We start from the raw sequence: 25,467 nt of genomic DNA, 5'->3' as shown, positions 1-25,467 counted from the left end.
ATGTCCTGCTTTCTCTTAAATTAGCATACCAGGGGATCGTCCCCATGCTTCTTTTTATTTACTCCCCAAGAAGGTCGTCTCAAGCTCTTCCTCATGAACCTTTTCTTCAAAATAAACCTTATACGCCTTCGCATCCGGTCTCGAACTGACAATCTTATGGATGTCACGGTCAATGAAATGAACAGCCGCCCCATCATCAGCCGCAATGCCGGATTGAACTTCCCCGGATTCAATGAATCTATGATAGGAGGGTCTCCTCTCGGCTTCCCCATCGTAGTGCGGGCAATTACTGCCCCCTAAGAAACCGAGACAATTTAAAGGCTCCAGCCTGTCACCGTATGAATCCGTCACTCCCTCTTCAAACCAGCAAATGGAACCTGCACTGATTCCCGCAAGCACGATTCCCTGCTCCCAAGCTTTTTTCAAAATAAGGTCCAGACCCCACTCTTTCCATAAAACCAGCAGATTCTTCGTATTCCCGCCGCCAACATACAGAATATCTTTATCTAGTAAAAAGCCCTCGATATCTCTTGTCGGCGGTTTGAACAAGGACAGGTGGGAAGGCTGGCAATTTTCTTTTTCAAAGAAGTCATAAAATCTCGAGGTGTATGTATCCGAGTCGCCACTTGCCGTAGGAATAAAGCAGATTTTCGGATTTGCCTTACCCGACTGCTTAAGAATATACCGATCGAGCAAAGGATTCTCAGGTTCCATGGAGAACCCTCCGCCGCCTAAAGTAATGAGTTGTTTCACCACTTGCTTCACAGCCTTTCATTTTGTAATGTGCCTACTACTTCTCTTCAGTCTTCAAAAAACAGTTCCTTCATTTTTTTTATAAAAAATATCAAATAAAGCCCCAAGTAAACCAAGCGTTAGAATGATTACCCCATAAATGCCGGAACCTCCAAAAAACGTAAAATAAAACCCAATTCCAGCCGTTAGATAAGAAATGAGTGCAATCGTAAAACGTTTCATTCCCGTACGCCCCCGTCCCATATCTCACTTAAAGATTTCGTTTCTACAACTTTCATGCCATCAATTGATTTATAAAAGGCACAATATAACTCCTATATTCCTCCGTTAACCCCTCCGGCAATTCATTTAAACTAAAATACTGGATATCTAATGATTCTTCCTCATCCACAACGAGATGCCCTCTAACATCTGTTGACACATAAACAGCAGTGACCGAATACAACTCATCACCATTCGCTACTTTAAAATAATAGTCCGGGCCTGAAAATATCCCCAATAATTTGAGTTCCCCCAGTTCCAGTCCTGTTTCTTCCTTTACTTCTCTCCTCGCAGTATCCTCCAGGCTTTCCCCCAGTTCCATCAGTCCGCCGGGGAGCCCCCAACCGCCGTCCTTCCTGTGCTGCAGCAGCAATTCGTTGGATTCATTAAGAATCAGGACCACGGAGCCGGTCAGGATCAATGGCCTGCTGCCGACTATTTTTCGTAGATCTTTTACGTAATCCATATGTAAAACCCCTTTTAAGATCTGGAGGCAATCCCCCCATGGTTATCCCTAATATATGAGCCGAGAATAAAATTAACTCCCGCTAGTCTAAGTACACATCTTCCCCCGGATGATGTAAATGCCTAAACATCATCCGAATCTGCGACTCCGTATTCCTCTCGACCGATAATGCCGGCAGTCGATCTTCACCAAAAAATTCAACCCCGCTTGTTTCAATCCCTTCCTCCGCCTGCCCGCCGACGATTTCACACAGGATGAACATTTTATAGACATGATACGGAGATGGCGGGTGCGGATGGCATTTCTTATCTAAAACACCTAATAGTTTCACGGCCTTGACTTCAAACCCTGATTCTTCCTTTACTTCCTTCACCGCGACTTCCCTTGGGGTCAGTCCAATATCCCCCCAGCCTCCTGGCAGCGACCAGTCACCATCCATCGTTTCTTTTACCATCAATAATTTATCATCCTTGAACACAACAGCCCGGATGTCCACTTTAGGCGTGGCATATCCCGTTTCGTTGGCGAACAAATCCTTTATCACTGACGTATCCATTTCTGTCTGCTGTGACAAAATTTCTGTGCTGATCTCTCGTATGCGTTCAAATCTTTCCAAGTCATACACATCCTTGGAATACATCAGTCCTGCCTGAGAGAGAGATTGTAGCTCTTTTGCCCATTGGAGCCATTTGGGTTCCATTTTCATCACCTCATGATTGATTGTACCAAATATTACCTGATAACTTGAAATTTCCCGAAAAACCAGCATATAGAGTTATGTTTCCTTCCAGCAATAGACCTTCAGGAAAACTTAAACAGGTCAAGGGACCAGTTCCTTGACCCGCTATTTGCCAGGGTGCCCATCCACCAACCCCGGGTTATAACCATATCAATCTAGTCTTTAATAAGACCGAACCGGAGAAATGAGATGCAGATAAGAAGGATTTCCAACAGGTTCAATCAGCACAGGTTTCATGGACCCTCCGAAACTTAATCGTATCTCTTCCTCCTTTACCGCTTTTAAAGCATCCATCAGAAAATCTCCATCCAGGGAGATGCTTAATTCCCCCTCTCCCTCCATACTCTTGATCATTTGAGTTTCTTCGATTCTCCCTATTTCTGAAGAGTTAGATGAAATCTTCATTTTCATGCCATCTTTTATTTCTAAGAATATATTGTTATTTTTCCATTCACTTGCAAAAAGACAAGCCCGGTCGATTCCTTTTAATAATCGCTTCGTGTCGCTCGTGACAATTGTCTTCGAATCTTTGGGTATCAGCACTGATACGTTAGGATAGTTCCCCTCAATCAACCGTGTGAAAAGAGTTGCTTTGCTGGATTTAAAGACCATGTAGCTGGCCGTAGCGAATAGATCTATGTATCCAGATTCATTCTGAAACAGTTTCACAAACTCATTCAGGCTGGCACTGGGGACAATGAATGAACCGGTAATGGTTGAATCGATTGTAAGCTCTTTTAATGCTAAACGATGGGAGTTCGTTGCCGCACAAGTAAGATGGTTTTTATCGAATGACAGATTGACTCCAGTCAATACTGGTCTTGTTTCACTCTTTGCTACGGCAAACACGGTCTGCTTAATCATTTCGATTAAATCAACACCGGGGATTCTCATTTGATTGGATTCATCCATTTCCGGAAGACTCGGATATTCTTCAGCATGAATACCGTTAAGGCTGGTAACTATTTCATCGGATCTCAGGGTAACGGTTTGTTTCTCATTCGCTTCCACATGGATGTCACCCGGTAATTTCTTCACGATTTCACTTAAATACCTTGCCGTCAGTACAACACTGCCAGGTTGAATAACATCCAATACTTTGACGCCATCTATACTCAAAGGAATCACTTTTTCAATAATAAGATCCGAATTGCTCCCTATAAGGGTCACGCAATCTTGATCAGCAGTAATCTTAATCCCCGTCAAAATAGGAAAAGGTGTTTTCATGGATACTGCTCTATGAACATCGGATATGGCTCTATTAAAATATTCATTCTCTATGATAAATTCCATTTGTCGATCACTCCAATTTATGGCTATTAACAACATTCGACAATGTTCACTATTAATCCTTTTATAACCACGGGGACAGGTCCCCTGTCCCAAAATTTCATTCAAATTTATATGAATAAACCTTCTCTCCCCCCGTCACCATATCCTTCACCTTATACCGGTTTTCTTTTACCTCATCCTCTCCAATAATAATGACGTTCTTCATCCCTTCTTTATTTGCCCTATCGAGGAGTTTCCCCAGCTTCTTTTTGCTCATTTCACATTCCACTTTGTAACCATCGGCTCTCAGATCATTCGCCAAGAGCAAGGCTTCCTTTTGCATACCAACTGGAATCACATAGTAATCCAGCTCTGATTCAGGGGCTGTCTGGTTTCCGCTGACCGCTGCATAGATCACGTCCAGTCCGAAAGAGATGCCGACAGTCGAAAAAGTTTCATCCGTCCCCAGGAGCCCTCCGATGGCATTGTCATATCTCCCGCCGCTCCCGATACTTGATTTGATCGAACCGTCGGTCAGGAACAACTCATAAATGGTTCCTGTATAGAGTTCCAGTCCCCTGGCAAGGAACGGATTGAAAATACATTGTCCGTTAATGCCCAGATAATTGATGATTTTCATCATCTCCCGCAATTCCTCCAGTCCCTTTTTCACGAGTTCATTCCGGCTCGCGTAAGGCTCGAAATAATCGAGGCTTCTGTTGGCTTCATCCGTCAGGAACCGTTCGATGGAACGCTGTGCTGTTTCTGGCACCTCCAGCTCCCTTAATTCAGCAACTACAGCCTTGACTCCGACTTTTTCAAGCTTATCAAGGATCAACACAGCTTTATTGATCCTGTACGCCGGTATACCGAACACTTCAAGGATTCCCGTCAAAAGCTTCCGGTTATTATATTGAATCACGACGTTCAAATTGAGCCTTCTGAAAGCATCCAATGCCATCGTCATCAATTCTGCTTCCGCCAGCTGAGAGTCCACCCCGACGATATCCACGTCACACTGGGTAAATTCGCGGAACCTCCCTGCCTTGATGGGGCCGTCCCTGAACACCTTGCCGATTTCATAGCGTTTAAAAGGCATCTTGAGTCCGGGGTTCATCGCCACTACTTTTGCAAAAGGGATCGTCAGGTCATACCGGAGCGCCAGGTCTCTTTCGCCTCTGTCAGACAGTGTGTACATTTCCTCCAAGATTTCGGCTCCACCCCCGTACTTCGAAGCGAGCAGCTCCGTGTAATTCAAGATCGGCGTCTCAAGCGGCTTGCATCCGTATTGGATGAACACATCCTCTAGTGTGCGCCTGATCTTCCTCCTCACCACTTCCGCACCCGGCAGGTAATCCTGTGTCCCTTTCACATTCTGATAATCCATCTTCTTCATCTCTTTTTCTCTCCTTTTTGGTAAAATAAAAAACCGCACCTGATATAAGTGATAACTTAATCAAATGCGGTTCATGAGAAATAACCTTCCTATTAACGATTCATTAAAAATCGGATAGCAAGGTTACTCGATATGATGATGTAATTGTAAAAATGATTTCGGTATGACATTAACCATTGTTACTCACCTCTTATATTACAATTAAGATTTCAATACAAATCTAAATCGGTATCTGACCCCTGCCACGGTAAATTTCAGACCCACTAGTTCTAAGTAAGCGGCTTTACCATATCCATCATCTTTTCAAAACCCATATTCTCATACACCCTTCTCCCAGCGGAACTCGACCACAACCTTGCGCGGTCAGCCCCTTTTTGTTTGAGCCACAAGCAGATGTCCTCCACTAACGTGTAAGCCAGGCCATTACGACGGTGGTCTTTTTCCGTATATACAGCAATCACCCAGCCAAATAGAGTCTGCTCTTTCGCCAGCGGAAATGAATATTCGTTTCTGACGAGCCCCCCTGCACAAGCAACAATCTTTCCACTGCGGTCTGCAGCAACCCTGAACATTAATCTGCCTGATTCAAATTCATTGTAAAACAGGCTTTTCACTTCTTCCAGCCTCTCCAAATCCGGCTTCGGGACTCCATCAATTTCTCCCATCTCACAAGCCATCTTGAACCAGAAGTCTGCCACTATAGCGGTTTCTTCTTTAGTAATCCATCTTGTTTGATACATGCTGGCACCTTCCTCCAACCAATTGTAACCTTATTGTTTAGACATTATTGCCAGGAATCATATGTCTGAAAATCCTTTAAAAATTCGGGACTGTCCCTTAACACAGGGTCCCCATTATTAATCTGATAAAAATTAAACGATGGGGCTTTTCCGGGACCAGCCTCTCTAATTCTCTACAACTATTTCCTCTTCTCCCTCGGGAATTTCAAACCCTTCAAGATATGAAGTCAATAACTCTTCTGAAATCGGAAACGAATTGGCGTCAAAACGTTGATTACGCAGAGTAAGCCGTTTACGTAAATCATCAGGATGCACCTTCAAATAAATGAGTTTCCATTTACCGCCGCAATCCTCTATACGTTTCTTATATCTCTCCCGCCTTACCCGGTCCCAGAAACTGAAGTCGATGACCACCTGTTGTTTTTCTTGAATCAACTCTATTAAACGGGTGCGTAATGTCCTTTCTGCCTCTTTCTTGTATTCTTCGATTGTCTCAATGGGGAAATCAACCCCATACCGGCCCCTGGTCGCCCATATTTCTTCATCAATGGAGAGTCTTACAAAACCTTCCTTCTCCAACCGCTTTGAAAACGTGGTCTTCCCTGAGCCAGCCACACCGCACATCATGACCACCAAAGGGGCCACATCGCTTCGTTCGCGAAGAATCACGTCAAAATCAAACGCTTCAAACATCTGGACATCCCCCGTTTATGATTTATTTCATCAGCCGCCATCATTTCTGCACAAAGCCTTCTTGTCTTATTTTTCCCGGTGTGCTCGGACTCGTGCCTGCTCCCTGCATGCGGGGGCAGGCCATCACAACATTCTTATTCCAATTATTTCAAACTATCCTCACATCCTCAATAAAAAAGAAAAGGGTTTCTTCCATAAATCTTGAAATAGTTATGAGTATCATATTAAGGAGGAGATGGGTTTGAAACAAAGGGACTTTCTGTTATATGGACTGGATTCCACTTACGATAAAGAGAGCTGGTATGCACCGTTGAAGGAAGCTGTCACAGGACTGACTGCGGGGCAGGCGATGTGGAAACCGTCAGGAGAAGCAGCGAAAAGCATTTGGGAGAATGTAAATCATCTCGTGTATTACAAGGAAAGAATGGCTGCAACGCTTGAAGGACGCGAATGGGCCCATCACTTGGATGGTGATGAAACATTTACTCTCACCGATCAAAAGGAGCAAGATCAAGAATGGATAAAGGTCGTGGAACGTGCCGAAAATGCACAACAACTATTAAGGCAGGCCGTAAGTACACTGTCTGAAAGCGACATTGAACGGCTTGAAAGAAAGTTACTGGACATAATGCTGCACGATGCTTATCATACCGGGCAAATCATCCAGCTGAGAAAAATGCAGGGATCCTGGCCATCCCATCGATAAATCCAACACCTGCGTTAAAACTCGTTTCTTTACTCACTCGCCGGATTATGTATATAATAAAGATAGTAAAGTAAACTAAAAAAAGGAGCCCTGACTGCCATCAGGACTCCTCCACAACATAAACTGCACCTGACGTGCAGCGGCTCACAATGAGTCAACAGAATCGAAGTAATCATCAATGAACCTCATGAGCGTTGGGGACGATGGTTACTTCTTTTTTTGTGTAACCGCGATTATGGCTACGATCAGTGTTCCAAATCCTATCATGATTTGCAGCGCCTCTCCGACAGCAATCATATAGCGAATCACCTCCCTTCTCCTGGGAGTATGAGCCCTGTCCCCGTCAACTTTTTATGTTGTGTATCCTCATTATAGCACATGCGTTCGGTTTTTATATTCCATCAAAGGAACCATACTGTTTATTTAGTAAGGGGAACAGAATAAAAAATATGGAATCTTATGGTAGAATATATATGTGAAAGGAAATGATTCTTTGGACGATTCATTCCATATTTCCGCTTCAGCGCTCTCCTCTGCTCTAACTTTTACTTCCTTCATTTCAAAAAACAAGAACGAACAGACCTCATCTCATCTCTCCAATCACTTATCACCAAGGGACAATCTCCCTCTGTGCTGGCAGTTTTCTGCATCTGCTGCATGATACATGACTCCGAAGAAAGGATGGATGTCGAATGGACTTCTTGCTTTGGTTTACAGTTGGTTTCTTTTTCATCGGATTTGCCGGTCTTATTTTTATAAAAAGAAAGATAAAAACGGTGCAATCAATTATATGGTGGATCATGGGGACCACTGCCTGGGGAATCGCCAGCATCTTTCTTGTTGTCTGGTCGTTTCATACGATTTTTTAATTTAATGTTTATCGACAAGGTGGGAACAGAGTGAAATATGTAAAAGGAATGTATGCCGTGATGGCGTTGATGGTTTTTGTAAATTTGATCAGTGAATTTGTCTTGAAAGGGGAGTATTCAGCCATTTCAAGCTGAATCTCGGTGGCATTGTTTTTCTTTGGCACATTGTTTTTCATTAATGCTAGATACATATTTTTCAAGGATAAGGACGGGAGGTAATTTCTTTGGAGATCACTTATTCGTTGATTCCCTCCAAGCCGGTTGGCGGGACGCTCGCAGCTCCCTCCCATAGAACAGATCACCAGCGTTCATGGATTTTGTTTTGAGAATGACCGCCTGATGTTGGTCAATTTAAATCACCGGGGCTGGGATTTTCCCGGTGGTCACATCGAGGCAGGCGAAACCCCTGAAGAGTGTATTAAACGCGAAGCCTATGAAGAAGGCTATGTGTCTGGAAGCCTCTTCCTTTTAGGTCATATCACCGTCGACCACAGTGATAACCCCGTCTGGGATGAAGATGGTCCCTACCCTAAAGTAGGGTATCAAGTTTTTTACCGGATGGATATTGATCAATTGCATGAGTTTGAGGGGCAGTATGAGTCTGCTGAGAGAAAGTTTATTATTCCGCTGGAAGTGTCTCATTACTATGAGGGGTGGAACGGGGTTTATCAGGAGATTCTGGAGGCGGCTGAACGGCAGAGATGACCCTTCTTTTACCAGCAATGACGACATAGTGTACAGTAAGCCTTTATTTTTTATAAAGAAAGAGGGGGATGCGTTTGAGGAGAAAGATTGTGACCATGCTTCTGTTCTCGGCTTTATTGTTATTAACGGCTTGCGGCGCCAAGGATTTCAGTTTTTTCGGGGATTCCGATCATTGGCAGGGAGAGCTTAAAGTGAATCAGTCAAGTGATTTTGAAAAGCAGGATTTTGTACTGAAATATACAGGGGAAGATGTTGAGTCTATCGGTGATGTCGGTTATTCCGTCGAGAGTGTCGGTGGGTTTGGCGGTTCTGATTTGAGGCTGGATGAGAACGGCTCAATCAGACACAACCAGAAAACGGACCCGTCCGGACGTAAAATCAGTGAAGATACAGAGGTCACGGTGACTGTAGAGTGGGATGGAAAGAGGGAAACGTTTAATCTGAAACCTCAAGAATAATCAAAAAGCTCAGGTATTTTGAACTGAGCTTTTTTGCATGATTAGCGTCTTTTGACAACGGGGTTATGTTTGAAGACCCCAATGTTTTCTTTGATATGCTCAACCTTCTTCATTCCCACCATCGTTGAGAAAACGCCGTTGGTCCGAGCAACGTCAATTAACGAGGATTGAGGGTCACTTCCATCGTCGAACACTTTGCCCAAATTGAATGGGGCACTGGTGGTTGAATGGATCCCGAGCTCTTGTGCTGCTTCGATAATCGTCAGCCACTTTCCATGTACGCGTTGGTTCTGATTTTTAATGGCCTTATTCATCTGTTTATTCAGAGGAAACTGAATGAATTTGAAGTGATGCGCCTCACCTGCCACTCTTTTTGCCGTGTTCACGGTTTCCTCGATTGAAATATAGCCGTCTTCATTTGGAGCGTTGAGGAGTCCGGACCACGTAGCAAAGCCGTAATAGTTGAGGTTGCCTGTCTGGACTTGCTCTTCAAAGAAGGAAAAAAGCAATTCGAGTTGCTGATAAAAACGTGCCGATCCCAGTGTCATCAAGGATATCTCAGGGTTGTGGATATAATAAAGATCAATGGTTTCAAGATGAAGATGCTTCTTGCTTCTTTCAATGGCAAACCGGTAATAATCAGGTTCCAGTACGTGGCGGTGGGTGTCGACAATGTTCAGGTCAGACTCTCTGATGATGCCGCCATCCAGCAGGACTTTTTTCAGATAATCAGCCGGGACCAGGTTTGCTTCAATATCCCCGGGTATGATGCCCGCTTTTGTGGAGACGATCACCTCTTCCCTCTTGATAGTGCCTCTTTGGATCAACGACTTTAACACATGGCCGACATCCCGTTCAGATCGCATCCCCCGGTAATTGATGGCTGTATCGATGAAGTTCAATCCATTCAGCAGACCGTACTCGATCCCTTCACGGTAAAGTGCCGAGTCTTCCTCATTCATCTCGCCAAGATGAGTGCCCATCGCAATCGGCGGAGCGCAGAACCCAGGCGATTTTCGATAAGGCATTCCGGACTTAATCAGATACTCACTTGTTCCCTTCAACGTGGCATAACCAGAAATCATCCATACACCCTCCTCTTTTGTTCTTTTTCACTATAATGAATAAATAGTCGAATAAATAGACTGAACATTTTTGGGTTTATTTGGTATAATAAAAGTATAGGGAAGAAGCGGTTAAACAAAGGGAAGCACCCAAAATTGGGTGCTTCCCTTTGTTTTGTCATTAAAATTAGATTCTATTGCTTTAATTGCAGCAGTTACCCGTAAAAAGTGTAGCTTTTATGTCCCCGATCCAGGGGCTTGGGTGATATACGATCCTATTTAAAGATTTATGATCCATTTCTTGAAAATACGATCCTGATTCAAAATTTATGATCCTAATCAGAAAAATACGATCCTAAATCAAAATATATGATCTTTTGAGAATGATTCTAAACTATAACGTGGCTTGGACCTGGCCCTGAAAATGTTCACATCCGATTTCTAAGTCGCTGCCAGATCTTCATTTTTTACGTGTATTAACGAATGGTATAGATCCTCGTTTCTAGTTTTACGCTACTTCCGAACGTATCAACGAGTAGCAGTAACGGTAAGATTAAAAGTTCCTATCAATCTGTTAACATAGGTTTCATGTTAAGGAAAATGTGTTAAAGTCCTCCATATTCTTCTATTGCGAAAGGGTGTGTGGGAATGAAGAAAATATCGCTGGCCCTTGCGTCTGCGTTACTGATACTGGGGGCGTGCACAAATCCTTCTCCTTCAGAGAAGACCGGGAAGGAAGTAACGTCTTCAGAAGAGGACAAATCAAAGACGGAAAAGAAAAAAGAACAGGATGAAGAAACGGAACAGAAGAAAAAAGAAGAACCTAAACAGCCTTTCAAACCGCTGGAGCCGTCTGAAGAGGCTGTCCCACTGAAGGAACGACTGACAAAAGAGGAAGAGAAGGATGATAAATCCGAACGGAAAACACCAGTAGGTGAAACGCTGGCTAACGGAGTGAAAGATCCCTCAAACGGACCATTAAAGGATCATCGGCTCGTCACTTACTACGGTACGCCGCAGTCCGAAAACATGGGAATTCTGGGCACAATGGAGCCTGAAGAATTCATGAAGAAACTGAAGGAACAGACACAGGCCTACTCAGACGCCGATCCCGACCGCCCGGCGGTTCCGACGATTGAGCTGATCACGACCATGGCTCAAAATGAGCCGGGACCAGCCGGAGATTATGTCAGGATGACGTCTGAAGAGAATATCGAAACGTATGTGAAGCTAGCCGAAAAGCATGACGCACTGGTGATCCTAGATATCCAGCTCGGAACCGACACCGTCATGAATCAGGTGAAAATGGTCGAGAAATGGCTGAAGCACCCGCAGGTTCACCTGGCGATCGATACGGAATTCCACGTCGCTGAAGGCGAGAAACCCGGCGAGGATCTCGGGCAGGTGGACGGAAGGGAAATCCAGGAGGCAGTCGAGTATGTATCGGAGCTGACCGAGAAGAACAACCTGCCCGACAAACTCGTACTCGTCCACCAGTTCACCGGTCACGTACTGACGCATAAAGACGCGATTCAACCGACAGAAAATACCGAGGTCGCCATCAACTTTGACGGCTGGGGACCCGCTGCGGACAAACAGACCCTGTACAAGAAGTACATACGGGATGAACCGAATCAGTATGGCGGATTCAAGATCTTTTATGATAAAGACCAGCCGGTACTGACGCCCGAAGACGTATTGAAGATGGACCCGAGTCCTGCAGTTGTTAATTATCAATAATGTAAAAAACACAGGAGATTCGTCCCTGTGTTTTTTTATTGCATCACGATTTTGGATTTAATCCTCGGCCTTATTTTCAGAAATTTCATCCTTTAGATAATATACATATAAAAAGGCAACAACGGCCGCAATGATTGAAATGATGACAGAATACCTGAAGATTCGAAAGAAGAACTCAGGAAATGGCGTGATTTCATATATTGTCTCCTCTTCAAAACCAATGTTTCTTTCTCTTTTTAAAAAGACGACAAACAAGGAAAACGAAATAATAAATGAATAAATCCCTGTTTTCACTAAAAGTTTCTCCACTTCTTTCCCTCCCTTTGTGAAACTGTTTTTCTATAAAACCTTCAAAAACGAAGTATCCAGCTTTTCACTTTCTATCACAATCGCAGTCAGACCATTTTCGGTTTTTGTTTCATGCCATTCGCCTTTTTCCCAGTACACCGCATCCCCGCTCTGGACCTTGATGAATTCTTCTGATTCCCCTCGAACCAATCCTGCTCCGTTAACAATCAGCAGAAGCTGCGGCACGACTGCGTGGTGATAACCAATCACCCCATTTTCATCGAGATGCATGCATCCTATATGGGCTGGTTTCTCGGTAATTGTAATGCGCGACATGATAAAGTCAGAATCAAATTGCGTGATCTTCTTTCCTGCATCTTTGGTAAATTGATAGATTTTCATTGGAACCTCCCGATTGGTTTGTCTACTGATGGATCCTTCCCATCACAATGGTATGATAGTAGTTTCCGTCGGATAACCGCTTGTCATCTTTTAAAATACCTTCCACTTCAAAACCAAGTTTCTTATAAAGTTTTATCGCTTTTTCATTTGTCTCCAGTACACTCAGCGAGATCTTTCTGATGTGATTCGAGTCAGCCCAGAGGATGGACTCCTGTAGGAGGTTCTTTCCTATCCCATGTCCCCAGTATTCCTTTAATACCCCAACTCCGAACTCCACTCTGTGAGACGTTCTTTTCAAGTTGTTCCCTTCACACCTTGAAAACCCTGCAATCCTGCCGTTTGCTTCTGCTACAAGAAATAGATTGGCAGAAGAATCCGAATCTGCTTTTAGGACTTCCTTAAATCCCTCTTCATCTATAAAGGCTTCCCCTTTTTCCCTATCCATGTTTTCCGTCTCTCCATCGATCTGGAGCCTTACTTCAGACAGTGCCTTCGCGTCCCTGAGTGTGGCGGACCTTATTATGTAACGCAAACCAGATACAGTGTATTCTCTTTCTTTAACGATCATGGTGATCTCCTCCATATCCTGCTTTAGAAGCATCCTCAACGTCCTTCCATAATCTTTGAACGTCAACTAATTCTTCTCCATCAAACGTCATTTTATAAATATCCGGTTTAGACGTGCTGTGTAAAAAGTCCAAGTCATACTTTTCATCATAAAAATTCATCATCAGAGTCATAACGATTCCATGAGTACCCACTGCTATTTTTTGACCTGAATAAGTAGTTAATAGACTTTTTAAGGCTTCAACGGCCCGCTTTTGGCATGCAGCATTGGATTCCGCCCCCTCTAAAGCAAAATGGGGTTCCGAGAAAGATTTTGTAAGTAAAGGCATCAGCTCTTGATCTGATATCCGGATGTCTTCAGCAGATGTAATCTTCTCTTTCAGGTTTTCAATCTCGATTACATCCTGCCCCAACTCTTTAGCCAAAGGTTCAACCGTCAACACCGAACGGATATATGGACTTGAAACAACCGTGTTGATTCCTTCTCTTTTTAGTATCTCGGTAATTCGATGAGCGTCCTGTAATCCTTTATCGGATAAAATTCGTGTTCTTTCATTTCCTTCTTTCGGTGAATCCCCGTGTCTTACCATGTAGATGCAGGTTTTCATATTTCCCCTCCAAGAAAAATTTGAACTATACGTAAAATCAGATGTAAATTTGATTGTTCCTGAATAACTAAACGTTCGACTTCACCTTGGCTTCAGTCACACACCTCATCACCTCATCACCAAACGACCGTACATCCGCCAAGTAATCATACCCCTCCGGAGAACCAAAACTATTAAACATCCGGACTGCTACCAGGTCTTCTTCCGGAATGACTAATAAAGTGACATTTGTAAATCCGAGAATTTGAAAAGAACCTTCCGGAACAAGGTGGCCGATTTCTGTCTTTTGGGCAGGTAAACCTTTCACGAACCATAAGAACCCATTTTGCGGCAGGTCTTTCGGAAGGCTGCTCGGGCTTTGGAGAGCCGTGGCCATTTCTATCATTTTTCTGGGCACGATTTGTTTGTCATTTATTTTTCCTTTCTTTAAATGTAAGTACCCCCAGTAGGCCAGTTCCCTGGCCGATACATACATGTTCATTTTGTCTCCTTCCGTGCTTTCACTTGTATACCAATCTTCATCCCCTTCATATCGCAAGATCACATCAACCAGCTTGTTGCTTTTTTCTGAATACCAATTGGACTCGATAAAGCACAAAGGGATGAAGACCGATTCATGGATAATCTCAGAAACTGATTTAGTCGTTGTTCTTTTCACTATTTTAGTCAGCGCTTCGATGCCAATTTGTTTATATGACCAGTTTGAGCCAGGAGCAAACTCTTGATATGTTTTACCTCTCTGTTCTTTCAACCCATGTGTATGGGTCAGTAAATGTCTGATGTTGATATCTCTCCAAAGAGTCTCATCAAGTTCGGGTAAATAGGTTCTAACCGAATCATCAATGCTGTCTATGTATCCATAATACAATGCCCATGCCACTGCAAAACCGATATAACTTTTCCTTACTGAAGCTACATGGAACTGTGTATCCTCTTGCACGTTTCTAGCATTTTTTGCAGCGGATTGTTCCCCAATATACTGTTCTAAAACGAGGGAATCTTTATGAATGATAAAAGCAGATGCGCCTGAACAGATCACACTCCTGTACGTATTGTTGACGTGATCTAATACGGGCAGGAAAGAAGGATTTATATTTTTACTATGTATCACTATACTGTTGGTCCCTTCATCTTTTATTTGGTCATAATTTTCACAAAAACTTTACCAGCTCTATATCAGCGTACTGATCCACCCCGTATTCTTTATCTCCATAAATCCCCTGTATGGTATCAAGTCCCTGCCCCGTCCAAAACCTGAGAGCTGGCCAATTTTTCACTGCAACATTAGCCCGTACCTCATGATATTCAGCCTGCTTCACGATTCGTATGAGTTCACGGACGACTTCTTGCCCCAGCCCTTGTCTATGATACTCCTTATCGATATACAGATAGTTGATGTAAAAGGATTCAGGTGACGGGTATCCGTGATAGGTGGTCAGCAATCCCGCAAGGTGCCCATTATCCTTCAGCCGGATCACCTGAATATTAAATTGAGCTTTCGTCCCGTTAGGCGGCAAGTCACCATCGGTAAAACAGCGGGAAGCATACTCGTGATCCAGGTTGCCGCCGTCCCATTGGTGGGTGTAGCTTCCTTGTTCGTATAGTTCTTGGACGCGCAGGATTTCATCTTTGGTCATGTCTTTGATGGTAAGTCTGCTTGTTTTCCAGTGGGTTGGTATCATTTTTATTATCATTGATCCGTTAACTCCATTCCCTTTTTCATTACCTTCTCTTAAATATCTTCATCATCCTACCGCCTTCCCGGAAACAATATGCCAATGCAGGTGTTTGGAGTCCTGATAGTTCCCCAAATTGGTAATCACCCTGCATGCACCGTGTTCCTCGGTAACCCAGGCCGCAACCTTTCTGATCACTCCCATCAGTTCGAGCAGCAGTTCGTTATCACAGTCCTCCAGCGTGATTAAAGAGGAAATATGTCTCTTCGGGATGGTTACTATGTGTACTGGATAAAATGGCCGGGTATGATGATAGGCCAGTACATTGTCTGTCTCTACTACTCTATTTACTTCGGTTTTTCCGCTTAGTACTTCATCACAATAAAAGTCGCTGGTCATATCTCTACTCCCTTGGTTGATTTTATATACCAATTATTTCAAAATGCTGACTCTTTCACAATCATTTAATCAACATTATGCCTTGTTTTATGGCCAAACCGAACTAACTGTTCAATTTTGCAAAAACAAACAAACAAACTCTGCACACTGAAACCCCTTTCATCCCTTTTAAATAGCCTATATACTAGATTCATAAGATGATCATCAAACAATTCAAGAATATAAAAATGCAAAAATGATACCAGAAGACAACTAGCAAGGAGGATCCTCATGGTATTGGATAAAAGACGTGCACACTTATTATCCATCATTCAACAATCGGCTGAGCCCGTTCCGACGAAGGTTTTGGTCGAAAGGATGAATTTGTCCCAGCGGACCATCTATTATGATCTCGATCAGATCAACAGCTGGCTTCGGACTCAGAAGATAGAACCTATTGACAGTAAGCATGGACAGGGTTTGTTCCTGCCCCCTGAGTCGAAATCGAAACTGATGCTGAAGCAGGATGAGAGTTTTGAAGATTGGCAGTATCAGTTGTCGAAGCAGGAACGCGAAGTCCTGATCAAGGCGAAGATTTTACTGGAAGAGCAGGACGCAACGATGAAAAGCTTCATGGACTTGACCAGCATGAGCCGCGGGACGATTGCGAAGGAAATCAAGGAAATCAAGCAGGAGTTCAAGGACGCAGGGTTGGAGCTGTATTATCAGAAAGGTTCCGGTTACCGTCTGCGGGGTTCCGAGGAGGCAAAGAGAACGATGCTCTCCACCATTCTCGCAACCATCTTCTCGAATGAAGATTGGCAGAATGTCCGGAATGAGGTATACAAGATGATTCATCCGGAAGCTGCCACCTGGTCGAGTGAAACCGATCAGAGACGCGTGGTGAGGGAAATTCTTTTCGAAGCGGAAAGTGATCTCGGATTAACGCTGACGGATGAAATGATCGAGATTCTCTCGCTGCAGATCCTCATGATCATGAAGCGGATCGAACTTGATGAATTCATCCAGGTGCCCCAGGAGGAAAAAGAGGTGCTCAAGCAAACGGACGCCTTCAAGGCCGCCACCCTTATCACCCATAAACTTGAATCGTACAAGGGGGTTGCGTTCCCTGTAGATGAAATCTGCTTCATCACAATGAATCTGCTCGGCTCGAAAGTCCAGCATGATAATTTTGATCACTACACCGAGCAGGAATTATCAGGACTCCGGGAAGTCGTCCGTAATATGATTGATGATTTCCAGCTGTATTCCTGCGTTGTGTTCGATGACCGGCGCGGGTTGGAAGAAAACCTGATTTCCCATATCAAGCCGACTTATTACCGGCTAAAATACGGGCTCCATATCGTTAATGATCTGGCCGGCAGCATCCAGAAGACCTACCCAGACATTTTTCACTTGACCAAGCGGGTGATCAGACATTTGGAACTATATCTCGGCAAAAGAGTCCCGGAAGAGGAAGCAGCCTATATCACCCTTCACTTCGGCGGCTGGCTGTCAAAAGAAAAAAAGACGGTCGAGACAAAGTACAGGGCCATCATCGTTTGTGAGAACGGGATCGGGACATCCAATATGCTCAGGACCCAGTTGGAGAATCTGATCGCAGGCCTGAACGTGACCGCCACCATTTCGATGAGGGAATACCAGACGAAGCATCATGCAGCGGACGTTATTTTTTCAACCAATTATATAAAAACAAAGGACATTCCCGTCATCCATGTTCCCGCCATCCTGACGAATATTGAAAAGGAACGAGTCATGCAGCGGATGAATGAGCTGTTCGATCCGAATGCACCAGGGAAAGCGATGACCGATCACCTCATGGACCTCATCAAGCGCCATGCGGACGTCCATCAAGAAGAAGAGCTGAAGCATGAACTGGTCCGCTTCCTGGAACAAAAAACTCCCCAGATAAAGGAGCTAAGAAAACCTATGCTCAATGAATTACTGACAGAAGAAACAATACAGCTGAAAGACGGAGTAAAGGGTTGGGAAGAAGCCATCGAGGTGGCAGCCCAGCCGCTGATCGACCAGCATTCAATCAGATCATCATACGTGGAGGCAATGATCGAAAACGTAAAGGAATTAGGCCCTTACATCGTCATTGCCCCGGGTATCGCCATCCCCCACGCGCGGCCTGAAACAGGGGTTGAAGAGCTGGGGATGAGTTTTCTGAGGCTCAAAGAACCTGTTTATTTTTCCGAAAAAGAAAAGCATCGTGCCCAGCTGATCATTGTGCTGGCGGCAATCGATAATCAAACCCACTTAAAAGCATTGGCTCAGCTCACAGAACTCTTATCGGATGAATCGAATGTAGACAAGTTAATTTCAGCAGAAGACGCAAACACCGTAATCGACTTAATAAACCAAACAATTGAAGTGTAAATTAGAGGAGGAACTTAACATGAAAAAAGTATTAGTGGTATGTGGAAATGGATTAGGAAGCAGCATGATCGTGGAGATGAATATTAAAGCAGCCCTTAAGGACATGGGCAAAGAAGCAGAGGTTTCCCATACGGATCTGACAACGGCGAAGACGGAACAGGCTGACCTGTTCATCGGCTCCGAAGATATTGTCGGAAGCCTTGAAGACGGCCGCAAAAATGTCGTGAAACTGAAGAACCTGATGGATAAAAACGAACTAAAGTCTGCGTTGGAACAAAATATCTAGTCACATTTTCAAACGAAGGAGCGATATAAATGGTTGATATCATTATGAATGACATCTTGGGTACACCTGCAATCCTTGTCGGGCTCTTTGCCCTCGTCGGACTCCTTGCACAACGGAAAAATTCCGGGGATGTCGTGTCCGGAACATTGAAAACTGTGATGGGCTTCGTCATCCTTGGAGCGGGAGCAAACGTGCTTGTCCAGTCACTTGGCCAATTCAGCAGCATGTTCAACGAAGCCTTCGCGGTCGACGGGGTCATCCCCAACAACGAAGCGATCGTAGCACTTGCCCAGGAAAGCTTCGGTACGGAGACAGCGATGATTATGCTGTTCGGTATGGTCGTGAACATTCTGATTGCACGTTTTAGTCCTTTTAAATATATCTTTTTAACCGGTCACCATACGATGTTCATGGCCTGCCTGATCGCGGTCATCCTGACGACAGGAGGATTCTCCGGTGTGCCGTTGATCATCCTCGGTTCAATCATCCTCGGTTCATTGATGGTCCTTTCACCGGCGATGCTACAGCCATTCACACGCAAAGTCACGGGTTCCGACGACTTTGCCATCGGACATTTCGGTTCTGTCGGATATCTGGCCTCTGCCGCAGTCGGGAAAGTCGTAGGTAAAGGTTCCAAATCAACAGAGGAAATCAAAGTGCCGAAATCACTCGGTTTCCTCAGGGATACATCCGTTTCCGTATCCTTGACCATGGTCATCCTGTTCTTCATCGTCGCAGGTGCGGCGGGTCCCGCATTCGTTGAAAGTGAACTGAGCGAAGGACAGAACTTCCTAGTGTTTGCTTTCATGCAGGGTATCACTTTCGCTGCTGGTGTCTACATCATCCTGGCCGGTGTGCGCATGCTCCTTGGTGAAATCGTCCCTGCCTTCAAAGGGATTGCGGACAAAATCGTCCCGAAAGCAAAACCTGCCCTTGATTGCCCGGCCATCTTCCCATTCGCGGGAAATGCCGTCATCATCGGCTTCCTGTTCAGTTTCATTGCAGGACTTGTCAGCATGCTCTTCCTGCCATTGCTTGGCTTGAAGGTTATCGTCCCAGGACTCGTCCCTCACTTCTTCACAGGTGCAGCGGCAGGGGTCTTCGGAAACGCAACCGGCGGCCGCAGAGGCGCAATCATCGGCTCGATGGCAAACGGCGTCATGATCAGCTTCCTGCCGGCTCTACTGCTGCCAGTCTTGGGCTCACTTGGGTTCCAGGGAACAACATTCGGGGATGCTGACTTCGGTGTTGTCGGAATCGTGCTTGGTAATCTAGTTAAACTATTTGATTCTGCTGGTGTTCTGTTTGCAGCTGTCATTGTGATTTTGGCGGTGTTGTTCTTTATCGGCTTTAGATCTAAAGCTGGTGAGGACAAGAATGGAACGGATGGATCGGAAGCCGCTTGATTCTTGATTTGATGGAGTCCCGTGATTCCCTTTTTGGGGGGTGCGGGGCTTTTTTTGGTTGAGTAGGTGTTTGTATTTTACTTGGTGGTAACCGGAGAATGTGACATTCTCCCTGGCCGAAGGGGCAAGACGCAATTCTCTCTGGAGGAGCATGTAGTCCCTATCCTTTTGATCCGCTTGGCTCTCGTTAACGATTATTTGACAAGTGGAACGAATATCGGTGAAAGTGGAATGAATAATGAAAAAGTGGCACGTAAATTGGGAATGTGGCATGTATTTTAGAAAAGCGGAATGAAAAGCGTGCAAAGTGGAATGAATCGTTTGGCAGGGAGCTTCATAACCGCTCCCTCCCCCAGGTTTCTCCACTTAGAACAGAGGCCCCGTTCGATTTATGCTGACTTTTCTCCATTTATGCTGACAAACTTGGATTTATGCTGAATTTTAATCATATATGCTGACTTATTTTGTTTTATGCTGAATTTAACAAAAAATACCAAACAGATCTGCGGTTCTATTGGTCAGGGTACCTGTCCCTCTGTCCCTCTCCTCCCTTCAATGTTTTATTCTATACTACCGTAACACAGCGGCTGCACCGTTATATGGCGAAGTATCGTTAACACTGTATATTCAAATCTTCAACAAAATCTTCCCCTCATACTCCCGGCTCTCTACCAATTTATGCGCAAGGGCGGCTTCGCTCAAGTCAAATATCCGTGCAATCGGAAGCGTCACTTTCCCTGCAGAAAAGAGTTCCAACACTTTCTCAGCCACGGGCCTCAACCGTTCCGGCTTATGTATCCTGGTGGTCCCTAAGCTGAACCCCTTTACATTCCTGCAGCTGCTGTGAACGTCGCTCGTCTTAACGACACCTGATTGACCACTGCTGTTGCCAAATTGCACAAGCGTGCCATAGAGTGCAAGACAGTCCAAACTCTTGCTCGTCACTTCTCCCGCAACCGAATCGAAAATCACGTCTGCCCCTCGTCCATCTGTATGCTCTAAAACGGTCTCTATAAAAGTATCGTATGTACAAACAACGTCAGCTCCTAAAGTCTTCACATAGCCTTCTTTTTTAAGATCGCCGACCGTTGCAATCACTTTTTCCGCCCCTGCCAATTTCACTAATTGCACAAGCATGGAACCGACACCGCCGGCAGCACTGTGTACCACAACCATGTCTCCCCCTCCAACTTCTCCGATTTCATGTATCAAAAGATAAGACAAAATCGAAACAGTCGGCATCGCTGCAGCTTGTTCAAACGATACATTTTCAGGTATCTTGAAAACCAATAATTCGTTCGCTTTTACAAACTCAGAATAAGAGCCATTCATGGGAAAAGCCATGACGCGTTCTCCCACCGAAAACGAGGAGGCAGGGCCCACTTCTTCAATCGTCCCCGATACATCCAACCCGAGAATCATAGGGAATGACCCCTTACCTTTCGCTCCTCTCCGTTTCTTGATATCCGCGTAATTGACGCTTGTGTAAGCAGTTCTGATCAGTACTTCGCGTTCCCCCAGAACCGGTCTATCAACCTTTGTAAAATGCAGTACATCGGCTTCCCCAAATTCATTTTGTATAACAGCTTTCATGGTGGTTCCCCCAATTGAAAGATTTATAGTTTGAGGCTTTTCAGTATGGACAAGCCTCCTTAATCTCCATATTAATGCAATAGGTATCACTACGGATAATACAAAAAATAAATAGTGAGCGATTATGTTTACTTATCGTTGATAAAAAGAAACGCGCTGGGAGACTAATTTTCACGTATCGAACAATTGACCATTTACCGCCTTTATATAACGATCCGCCGATCGTTGAACTGCATGATAGGCGTTCTCTTTTACCACTCTGTGAAAAGCGTTATATAACCTATTAAACAGAAGCTCCCCTGCTTTCTTCGCCATCTCCTCAACTTTGCCTGCAGGCAGAGGAATCAAATTCGGGTAGCTGTACATAAAGCTTACCCACTCGGTATCGGCCACAACTTGAATGATATCCCCGGTCAGAAGGACTCCTTTCCCTCTATCCCCATTTCCCCAATGCAGCACTGCACCGCCTTTAAAATGGCCGCCAAGACGATGCAGGTTGACGCCATCAATCAACTCTTTTTCCTCATCTTCCCACAAACGAATATACTCACTGGGTTCCATGATCCATTTGCGATCATCATGATGAATGTAAATCGGTGCAGCGAACACTTTGGCCCAATCCGCTTGTCTTGAATAGTAATGGGGATGAGAAAGGGCAATGGCATCGATTCCGCCCAATGAACGGATGAATGCAATCGTTTCGTCATCTAAAAACGTGATACAGTCCCAAAGAATATTGAAACCTTCTTTTACGATTAAATAGGCCGTCTGCCCGATTCCTACTTTCGGTGTCGTCGTGATACTGTACAGCCCTTCTTCTTCCTTAGTAATGATATTTTTATAGTTTCCGCAATACACCAATTCATCGTGGGTAGTCCATGACTGACCATCAGGATTGACATACTGCCTTTCTTCTTCACAAATTGCGCAATGCTCAGGTGTGCTGTTACTCTCAGCGTATTGGACTCCACAAGTCGTACAGATATACTTTTTCATCATTCGCCCTCCAAAAGTTTTGAGTATCTTTATCTTACAGAAATTTCCTGAGTTACTCATCGTTCATTCAGATGAGGGCGGCTGCAACTTTAGTCTCAGAATTACCCTTTGATCCTATTAAACAAGATATAAGAAGGCTGAAGGACATTACCCCTTTTGGTGTAAATTAGGGTGAGCAGCCCTCAATATAAAGCATATTTATTATAAAAAAGGCTATTCAACCTGGAATAGCCTTATCATAAAATTGAGATATTCAGTTGTATACCGACAACATCACCCATTTTAAGGAGTCGCCTTGATATGATCATTGACTCCATTACACTTGAACCTGATAAAACACTAGTTCATGCTGCACTTTCTTTATTCATACTCGACCAAGACTTTCAAAGGGTCCACCCGACCTTCCCCCAAATCCTCAAAACAACGGACTAAACCTTTCTTCCCAATTGTCAATTCAAACAAACGATTCAGAACCGAGCCTTTGCACCTTACATTTTCAAAATACCATTGCGAATGCTTCCGATAATCCCAGCCATCACTCGAGCCAACGATCTTTAATTCCTTCTCATAAAACTCCGGCTGCAGATTAAAGACGTCCTTATTTCCATCTGACAGGATACACAACTCAGCCTCCGGCAAAAGGGAAGATTGCAGACAATGAAAGGCAGCATTGTTTCCTGAACACTCCAGTCCGTAATGATAAAAATCTCTTGGACATTCTGATGTGTCTTTAAAAACACAACTTGCGCCTAATTGATGCGCAAGCCCTCCCCTTGAAGCATTAGGTTCCACAACATCAACGTGACGGACATCCATATACTCCCTGAGAAAATAAAGCGTCAATAGCCCCATCGTCCCCATGCCGGTCACCAATACTTTATCTTCTTTGCCTGGATTCAGTTTTAGTACACCTTTTGCCGCATCACATGAAAGTATTGTAAGTAGTGCATCTGCGTAGTGAATATCTTTTGGGACCTGTATGGCTTTTTGCTCCCCAATGATCCCGTAGTCTTTATGCCCGAAAGACGCAATGACTCTGTCACCTTTTTTCAGCGAGGCAACCCCTTCACCGACCTCAACGATTTCACCGTAGTTTTCATACCCGGTTTCCTTGGGGTAGCGCGGCTGCCTCTCCGTTATATCCATTTCCAGATACTGCGGCAGTTCCGCTCCTATGCTGATGGCTCCTGCGATTGTTTTCACCAGGACTTCATCGTTTTCAAGTGGCCGAAGTTCTTTTTGAATCCACTTCAATTCTCTTTTTCCAAGTAGCACAAGAGTGTTTTGATTCATATTGATCCTCCTATTCAGAGAGCCTTACCCAAATAACCGCGCCCATCGGATGCTTATAAGGAACAGGCTCTTTATAGATTCGCGGTTTTTCTAATACCCAGGCGTAGGTTCTTCTATAAGGCAGAACTGCAGCAGTTTCACTTTCCACACCGTGGAAGCCTATGCTTTCCTGGTAATCTGGTAAACTTAATTCTTTGCTATCAATGAGGTTTATTTCTCCATACACCATGCCGGAACCACTCTTTATGAGCGCAATCGTCCCGCGTGTTTTCGTGTTGGATCCCCTGATTTCCCCCGTCTTCTTTCCTTCTAAAATCATATCGATCCAGGGTGATTTGATGATAAGTCCTTTCATATTGATTCTCCTCTAATTAAAATGACCAAGTCAGTCATTAAATAGCTATTCAGTCTGTAACCTTGTAGGCTTGTATACTATCACTACCTATAATGATGTTACTTAGAGATTTATGTCGCCGCTTGGAATTTTTTGATTACAGCCACCAATCTTTCTGTGGAATCAGATGAATAGTGCCAATGTCAAAATTCTTCTCAAACCATGGCGCTATCAAAGATTTCTTCACTAAATATTCAGATGCAGAATGTGAAACACCAATCAAAGACATATTTGTCTGACTTGCGTACTCTATTACTTCAGCAAATCTTTTTCTTCCATAATCATTATCGATATGACAGTGAATTTCACCTGATATGTACGCGTCTGCCCCTCTTTTTTCAGCCAGTTGCATCCAATGGGTTTTATCTCCGCAGCCAGCGACAATTGCTACTTTTTTAATTTCTTTTATCTGTCCTTCAAAATCCACATAAGGTATGTCGAAAATACGTTTGAGGTTTTCTATTAAGTCTTCCGTGTTTACTGCTTGCACATTTCCGATTATTCCAATGCAGCCATCTTTTTCGTCTTGTATGAACCTCTCCGTGATATCAACATTCAGTGCTTCTGCAATCGCCTGGCTTGTCCCTAAAGTCCCGTGATAATCCATGGGAGCGTGACATGTATAAATGGAAAGTCCCTTACTTCTCACTTGATCCAACAGCGTTTCTTCGATCGGAACGAATCCCCTGCCCCACTTTCCATTTGGATCACCGCACTCCATCAATAAAGGATGATGCATGAAAAGCAGGTCCCCAGACTTCCCGTTATGAATGAATTCCTCTAAAACTTCCTCCGTAGGGAAAACGGCCAAAAATACTCTTTTCACCTCTGGATGTCCCTTTATCATTAGTCCATTGAATAGTTCGTTAAACTCAGGCTCGAATTTCTCTCTCCAATCAAATTCACCTTCATAAGCCTGAGGAATGAATCTGCTAAAAGCAGGATCCTTTCCAAAGCTATTAATCTTAAACTCTTCATCCAGTTGACGAACAATATGGATTAAGTTTTCCATTGTCATTCTCCTTTATGATAAAAATACACGTACCTTAACTCTGGGTATGAAAGCATTACATCTTTTCTCTAATATATTCTTCATTGAAACAAGCTCAAATTAATCCTCATGCCGTCGAACAATTTCATGCTAGTATCATATTTTTAATATCACTTTTTTAGACGTTCTAATGTAAGACTTAGTCTTCTATTACAAATTACACTTTCCACTATTTCCCTAACAATCATTATCCAATACTTTACTATTCCCAGCAACCGCCCATATACCATTACCCTTTAATAATCACCTGCTTTAAAAATAAAA

Annotated in this window: 30 protein-coding genes; 8 read left to right on the top strand and 22 right to left on the bottom strand. The window is 44.1% G+C overall.

Going from position 1 to position 25,467, the window contains the following annotated elements; all coding sequences use genetic code 11:
- Nucleotides 1-54 precede the first annotated feature (54 nt).
- The 8 genes from HWX64_RS03855 to HWX64_RS03820 form a co-directional block, all read right to left on the bottom strand.
- The gene (locus tag HWX64_RS03855; protein WP_175989629.1) at nt 55-753 is read right to left on the bottom strand and encodes a Type 1 glutamine amidotransferase-like domain-containing protein; all 699 of its coding nucleotides are present in this window, start codon (nt 751-753) and stop codon (nt 55-57) included.
- A gap of 54 nt (nt 754-807) precedes the next feature.
- Nucleotides 808-975, bottom strand: coding sequence for a hypothetical protein (locus HWX64_RS03850; RefSeq protein ID WP_175987429.1), 168 nt, complete (start codon nt 973-975; stop codon nt 808-810).
- 52 nt (nt 976-1,027) lie between these two features.
- Nucleotides 1,028-1,480 carry an NUDIX hydrolase gene (locus HWX64_RS03845; RefSeq protein WP_175987427.1) on the bottom strand — a complete coding sequence of 151 codons (453 nt, stop codon included), beginning with the start codon at nt 1,478-1,480 and terminating at the stop codon, nt 1,028-1,030.
- Between the two features lie 82 nt (nt 1,481-1,562).
- Entirely contained in the window at nt 1,563-2,180 is a 618-nt protein-coding gene (locus tag HWX64_RS03840) for an NUDIX hydrolase (RefSeq protein ID WP_175987425.1), read from the bottom strand.
- A gap of 201 nt (nt 2,181-2,381) precedes the next feature.
- On the bottom strand, nt 2,382-3,512 hold the full coding sequence (dnaN, locus tag HWX64_RS03835) for a DNA polymerase III subunit beta (RefSeq protein ID WP_175987423.1): 1,131 nt from the start codon (nt 3,510-3,512) through the stop codon (nt 2,382-2,384).
- Between the two features lie 97 nt (nt 3,513-3,609).
- Nucleotides 3,610-4,887, bottom strand: coding sequence for a histidine--tRNA ligase (locus HWX64_RS03830; protein WP_175987421.1), 1,278 nt, complete (start codon nt 4,885-4,887; stop codon nt 3,610-3,612).
- 269 nt (nt 4,888-5,156) lie between these two features.
- Nucleotides 5,157-5,627, bottom strand: a complete 471-nt coding sequence (locus HWX64_RS03825) for a GNAT family N-acetyltransferase (RefSeq protein ID WP_175987419.1) — start codon at nt 5,625-5,627, stop codon at nt 5,157-5,159.
- Nucleotides 5,628-5,792: 165 nt separating this feature from the next.
- Nucleotides 5,793-6,320: an ATP-binding protein gene (locus HWX64_RS03820; RefSeq protein WP_175987417.1), complete on the bottom strand. Its 528-nt coding sequence runs from the start codon at nt 6,318-6,320 to the stop codon at nt 5,793-5,795.
- A gap of 241 nt (nt 6,321-6,561) precedes the next feature.
- On the opposite strand from HWX64_RS03820, the gene HWX64_RS03815 reads away from it, so the two are divergent.
- Nucleotides 6,562-7,026, top strand: a complete 465-nt coding sequence (locus tag HWX64_RS03815) for a DinB family protein (protein ID WP_175987415.1) — start codon at nt 6,562-6,564, stop codon at nt 7,024-7,026.
- A gap of 207 nt (nt 7,027-7,233) precedes the next feature.
- On the opposite strand, the gene HWX64_RS03810 is transcribed toward HWX64_RS03815, so the two are convergent.
- Nucleotides 7,234-7,335: a putative holin-like toxin gene (locus tag HWX64_RS03810; protein WP_175987412.1), complete on the bottom strand. Its 102-nt coding sequence runs from the start codon at nt 7,333-7,335 to the stop codon at nt 7,234-7,236.
- 383 nt (nt 7,336-7,718) lie between these two features.
- On the opposite strand from HWX64_RS03810, the gene HWX64_RS03805 reads away from it, so the two are divergent.
- The 3 genes from HWX64_RS03805 (at nt 7,719) to HWX64_RS03795 (ending at nt 9,058) form a co-directional block, all read left to right on the top strand.
- Nucleotides 7,719-7,895: a hypothetical protein gene (locus HWX64_RS03805; protein ID WP_175987410.1), complete on the top strand. Its 177-nt coding sequence runs from the start codon at nt 7,719-7,721 to the stop codon at nt 7,893-7,895.
- A 288-nt stretch (nt 7,896-8,183) separates the two neighbouring features.
- Nucleotides 8,184-8,600: an NUDIX hydrolase gene (locus HWX64_RS03800; protein WP_254871111.1), complete on the top strand. Its 417-nt coding sequence runs from the start codon at nt 8,184-8,186 to the stop codon at nt 8,598-8,600.
- A gap of 74 nt (nt 8,601-8,674) precedes the next feature.
- Nucleotides 8,675-9,058 (top strand): hypothetical protein, encoded by a 384-nt coding sequence (locus HWX64_RS03795; RefSeq protein ID WP_175987406.1) that lies wholly within the window; start codon nt 8,675-8,677, stop codon nt 9,056-9,058.
- 41 nt (nt 9,059-9,099) lie between these two features.
- Here HWX64_RS03795 and HWX64_RS03790 read toward each other — a convergent pair whose 3' ends face one another.
- On the bottom strand, nt 9,100-10,143 hold the full coding sequence (locus tag HWX64_RS03790; protein WP_175987404.1) for an aldo/keto reductase: 1,044 nt from the start codon (nt 10,141-10,143) through the stop codon (nt 9,100-9,102).
- Nucleotides 10,144-10,770: 627 nt separating this feature from the next.
- Here HWX64_RS03790 and HWX64_RS03785 point away from each other — a divergent pair.
- Complete coding sequence (locus HWX64_RS03785; RefSeq protein ID WP_175987402.1) at nt 10,771-11,862, top strand: hypothetical protein; 1,092 nt, start codon at nt 10,771-10,773, stop codon at nt 11,860-11,862.
- A 57-nt stretch (nt 11,863-11,919) separates the two neighbouring features.
- Here the strand turns inward: HWX64_RS03785 and HWX64_RS03780 are convergent, their stop codons facing one another.
- The 7 genes from HWX64_RS03780 to HWX64_RS03750 form a co-directional block, all read right to left on the bottom strand.
- Complete coding sequence (locus tag HWX64_RS03780; RefSeq protein ID WP_175987400.1) at nt 11,920-12,171, bottom strand: hypothetical protein; 252 nt, start codon at nt 12,169-12,171, stop codon at nt 11,920-11,922.
- A 30-nt stretch (nt 12,172-12,201) separates the two neighbouring features.
- Entirely contained in the window at nt 12,202-12,552 is a 351-nt protein-coding gene (locus HWX64_RS03775; RefSeq protein WP_175987398.1) for a cupin, read from the bottom strand.
- A 22-nt stretch (nt 12,553-12,574) separates the two neighbouring features.
- A complete protein-coding gene (locus HWX64_RS03770) occupies nt 12,575-13,120 on the bottom strand; it encodes a GNAT family N-acetyltransferase (protein WP_175987396.1) in 546 nt (181 codons plus the stop codon).
- Nucleotides 13,110-13,727, bottom strand: a complete 618-nt coding sequence (locus tag HWX64_RS03765) for a histidine phosphatase family protein (protein ID WP_175987394.1) — start codon at nt 13,725-13,727, stop codon at nt 13,110-13,112. Before HWX64_RS03765 ends, HWX64_RS03770 begins: the two co-directional genes overlap by 11 nt.
- 67 nt (nt 13,728-13,794) lie before the next feature.
- A complete protein-coding gene (locus HWX64_RS03760) occupies nt 13,795-14,838 on the bottom strand; it encodes a serine hydrolase (protein WP_175987392.1) in 1,044 nt (347 codons plus the stop codon).
- A gap of 40 nt (nt 14,839-14,878) precedes the next feature.
- The gene (locus tag HWX64_RS03755; RefSeq protein WP_175987390.1) at nt 14,879-15,421 is read right to left on the bottom strand and encodes an N-acetyltransferase; all 543 of its coding nucleotides are present in this window, start codon (nt 15,419-15,421) and stop codon (nt 14,879-14,881) included.
- A 51-nt stretch (nt 15,422-15,472) separates the two neighbouring features.
- The gene (locus HWX64_RS03750; RefSeq protein WP_175987388.1) at nt 15,473-15,802 is read right to left on the bottom strand and encodes an HIT family protein; all 330 of its coding nucleotides are present in this window, start codon (nt 15,800-15,802) and stop codon (nt 15,473-15,475) included.
- Nucleotides 15,803-16,072: 270 nt separating this feature from the next.
- Here HWX64_RS03750 and HWX64_RS03745 point away from each other — a divergent pair, with 270 nt between their 5' ends.
- The 3 genes from HWX64_RS03745 to HWX64_RS03735 are packed head-to-tail and all read left to right on the top strand — an operon-like array spanning nt 16,073 to nt 19,876.
- A complete protein-coding gene (locus HWX64_RS03745) occupies nt 16,073-18,184 on the top strand; it encodes a BglG family transcription antiterminator (protein ID WP_175987386.1) in 2,112 nt (703 codons plus the stop codon).
- Between the two features lie 19 nt (nt 18,185-18,203).
- On the top strand, nt 18,204-18,470 hold the full coding sequence (locus HWX64_RS03740; protein WP_032088202.1) for a PTS sugar transporter subunit IIB: 267 nt from the start codon (nt 18,204-18,206) through the stop codon (nt 18,468-18,470).
- 29 nt (nt 18,471-18,499) lie between these two features.
- A complete protein-coding gene (locus tag HWX64_RS03735) occupies nt 18,500-19,876 on the top strand; it encodes a PTS ascorbate transporter subunit IIC (RefSeq protein ID WP_175987384.1) in 1,377 nt (458 codons plus the stop codon).
- A 627-nt stretch (nt 19,877-20,503) separates the two neighbouring features.
- On the opposite strand, the gene HWX64_RS03730 is transcribed toward HWX64_RS03735, so the two are convergent.
- The 5 genes from HWX64_RS03730 to HWX64_RS03710 form a co-directional block, all read right to left on the bottom strand.
- A complete protein-coding gene (locus HWX64_RS03730; RefSeq protein WP_175987383.1) occupies nt 20,504-21,469 on the bottom strand; it encodes a zinc-binding dehydrogenase in 966 nt (321 codons plus the stop codon).
- A gap of 171 nt (nt 21,470-21,640) precedes the next feature.
- Nucleotides 21,641-22,468, bottom strand: coding sequence for an MBL fold metallo-hydrolase (locus tag HWX64_RS03725; RefSeq protein ID WP_175987381.1), 828 nt, complete (start codon nt 22,466-22,468; stop codon nt 21,641-21,643).
- Between the two features lie 357 nt (nt 22,469-22,825).
- Nucleotides 22,826-23,758, bottom strand: coding sequence for a zinc-binding alcohol dehydrogenase (locus tag HWX64_RS03720; protein ID WP_175987379.1), 933 nt, complete (start codon nt 23,756-23,758; stop codon nt 22,826-22,828).
- A gap of 10 nt (nt 23,759-23,768) precedes the next feature.
- Entirely contained in the window at nt 23,769-24,113 is a 345-nt protein-coding gene (locus HWX64_RS03715) for an ASCH domain-containing protein (protein ID WP_175987377.1), read from the bottom strand.
- A 136-nt stretch (nt 24,114-24,249) separates the two neighbouring features.
- Nucleotides 24,250-25,164, bottom strand: coding sequence for a Nif3-like dinuclear metal center hexameric protein (locus tag HWX64_RS03710; RefSeq protein WP_175987374.1), 915 nt, complete (start codon nt 25,162-25,164; stop codon nt 24,250-24,252).
- Nucleotides 25,165-25,467: the final 303 nt, after the last annotated feature.

The sequence above is a fragment of the Bacillus sp. Marseille-Q1617 genome (assembly GCF_903645295.1).
GTDB lineage: Bacteria > Bacillota > Bacilli > Bacillales > Bacillaceae_B > Rossellomorea.
Note: the sequence above shows the minus strand (reverse complement) of the source record. Positions and strands in the feature narration are given on the sequence as shown.

Bases quoted from the DNA above. Each gene is read 5' to 3' on its own strand.
- HWX64_RS03825 (WP_175987419.1), bottom strand. From the start codon at position 5,627: ATGTATCAAACAAGATGGATTACTAAAGAAGAAACCGCTATAGTGGCA.
- HWX64_RS03775 (WP_175987398.1), bottom strand. From the start codon at position 12,552: ATGAAAATCTATCAATTTACCAAAGATGCAGGAAAGAAGATCACGCAA.
- HWX64_RS03720 (WP_175987379.1), bottom strand. From the start codon at position 23,758: ATGAATCAAAACACTCTTGTGCTACTTGGAAAAAGAGAATTGAAGTGG.
- HWX64_RS03830 (WP_175987421.1), bottom strand. From the start codon at position 4,887: ATGAAGAAGATGGATTATCAGAATGTGAAAGGGACACAGGATTACCTG.
- HWX64_RS03750 (WP_175987388.1), bottom strand. From the start codon at position 15,802: ATGACCAGCGACTTTTATTGTGATGAAGTACTAAGCGGAAAAACCGAA.
- HWX64_RS03710 (WP_175987374.1), bottom strand. From the start codon at position 25,164: ATGGAAAACTTAATCCATATTGTTCGTCAACTGGATGAAGAGTTTAAG.
- HWX64_RS03730 (WP_175987383.1), bottom strand. From the start codon at position 21,469: ATGAAAGCTGTTATACAAAATGAATTTGGGGAAGCCGATGTACTGCAT.
- HWX64_RS03735 (WP_175987384.1), top strand. From the start codon at position 18,500: ATGGTTGATATCATTATGAATGACATCTTGGGTACACCTGCAATCCTT.
- HWX64_RS03755 (WP_175987390.1), bottom strand. From the start codon at position 15,421: ATGATAATAAAAATGATACCAACCCACTGGAAAACAAGCAGACTTACC.
- HWX64_RS03745 (WP_175987386.1), top strand. From the start codon at position 16,073: ATGGTATTGGATAAAAGACGTGCACACTTATTATCCATCATTCAACAA.
- HWX64_RS03725 (WP_175987381.1), bottom strand. From the start codon at position 22,468: ATGATGAAAAAGTATATCTGTACGACTTGTGGAGTCCAATACGCTGAG.
- HWX64_RS03840 (WP_175987425.1), bottom strand. From the start codon at position 2,180: ATGGAACCCAAATGGCTCCAATGGGCAAAAGAGCTACAATCTCTCTCT.
- HWX64_RS03765 (WP_175987394.1), bottom strand. From the start codon at position 13,727: ATGAAAACCTGCATCTACATGGTAAGACACGGGGATTCACCGAAAGAA.
- HWX64_RS03805 (WP_175987410.1), top strand. From the start codon at position 7,719: ATGGACTTCTTGCTTTGGTTTACAGTTGGTTTCTTTTTCATCGGATTT.
- dnaN (WP_175987423.1), bottom strand. From the start codon at position 3,512: ATGGAATTTATCATAGAGAATGAATATTTTAATAGAGCCATATCCGAT.
- HWX64_RS03715 (WP_175987377.1), bottom strand. From the start codon at position 24,113: ATGAAAGGACTTATCATCAAATCACCCTGGATCGATATGATTTTAGAA.
- HWX64_RS03845 (WP_175987427.1), bottom strand. From the start codon at position 1,480: ATGGATTACGTAAAAGATCTACGAAAAATAGTCGGCAGCAGGCCATTG.
- HWX64_RS03820 (WP_175987417.1), bottom strand. From the start codon at position 6,320: ATGTTTGAAGCGTTTGATTTTGACGTGATTCTTCGCGAACGAAGCGAT.
- HWX64_RS03790 (WP_175987404.1), bottom strand. From the start codon at position 10,143: ATGATTTCTGGTTATGCCACGTTGAAGGGAACAAGTGAGTATCTGATT.
- HWX64_RS03785 (WP_175987402.1), top strand. From the start codon at position 10,771: ATGAAGAAAATATCGCTGGCCCTTGCGTCTGCGTTACTGATACTGGGG.
- HWX64_RS03850 (WP_175987429.1), bottom strand. From the start codon at position 975: ATGAAACGTTTTACGATTGCACTCATTTCTTATCTAACGGCTGGAATT.
- HWX64_RS03770 (WP_175987396.1), bottom strand. From the start codon at position 13,120: ATGATCGTTAAAGAAAGAGAATACACTGTATCTGGTTTGCGTTACATA.
- HWX64_RS03740 (WP_032088202.1), top strand. From the start codon at position 18,204: ATGAAAAAAGTATTAGTGGTATGTGGAAATGGATTAGGAAGCAGCATG.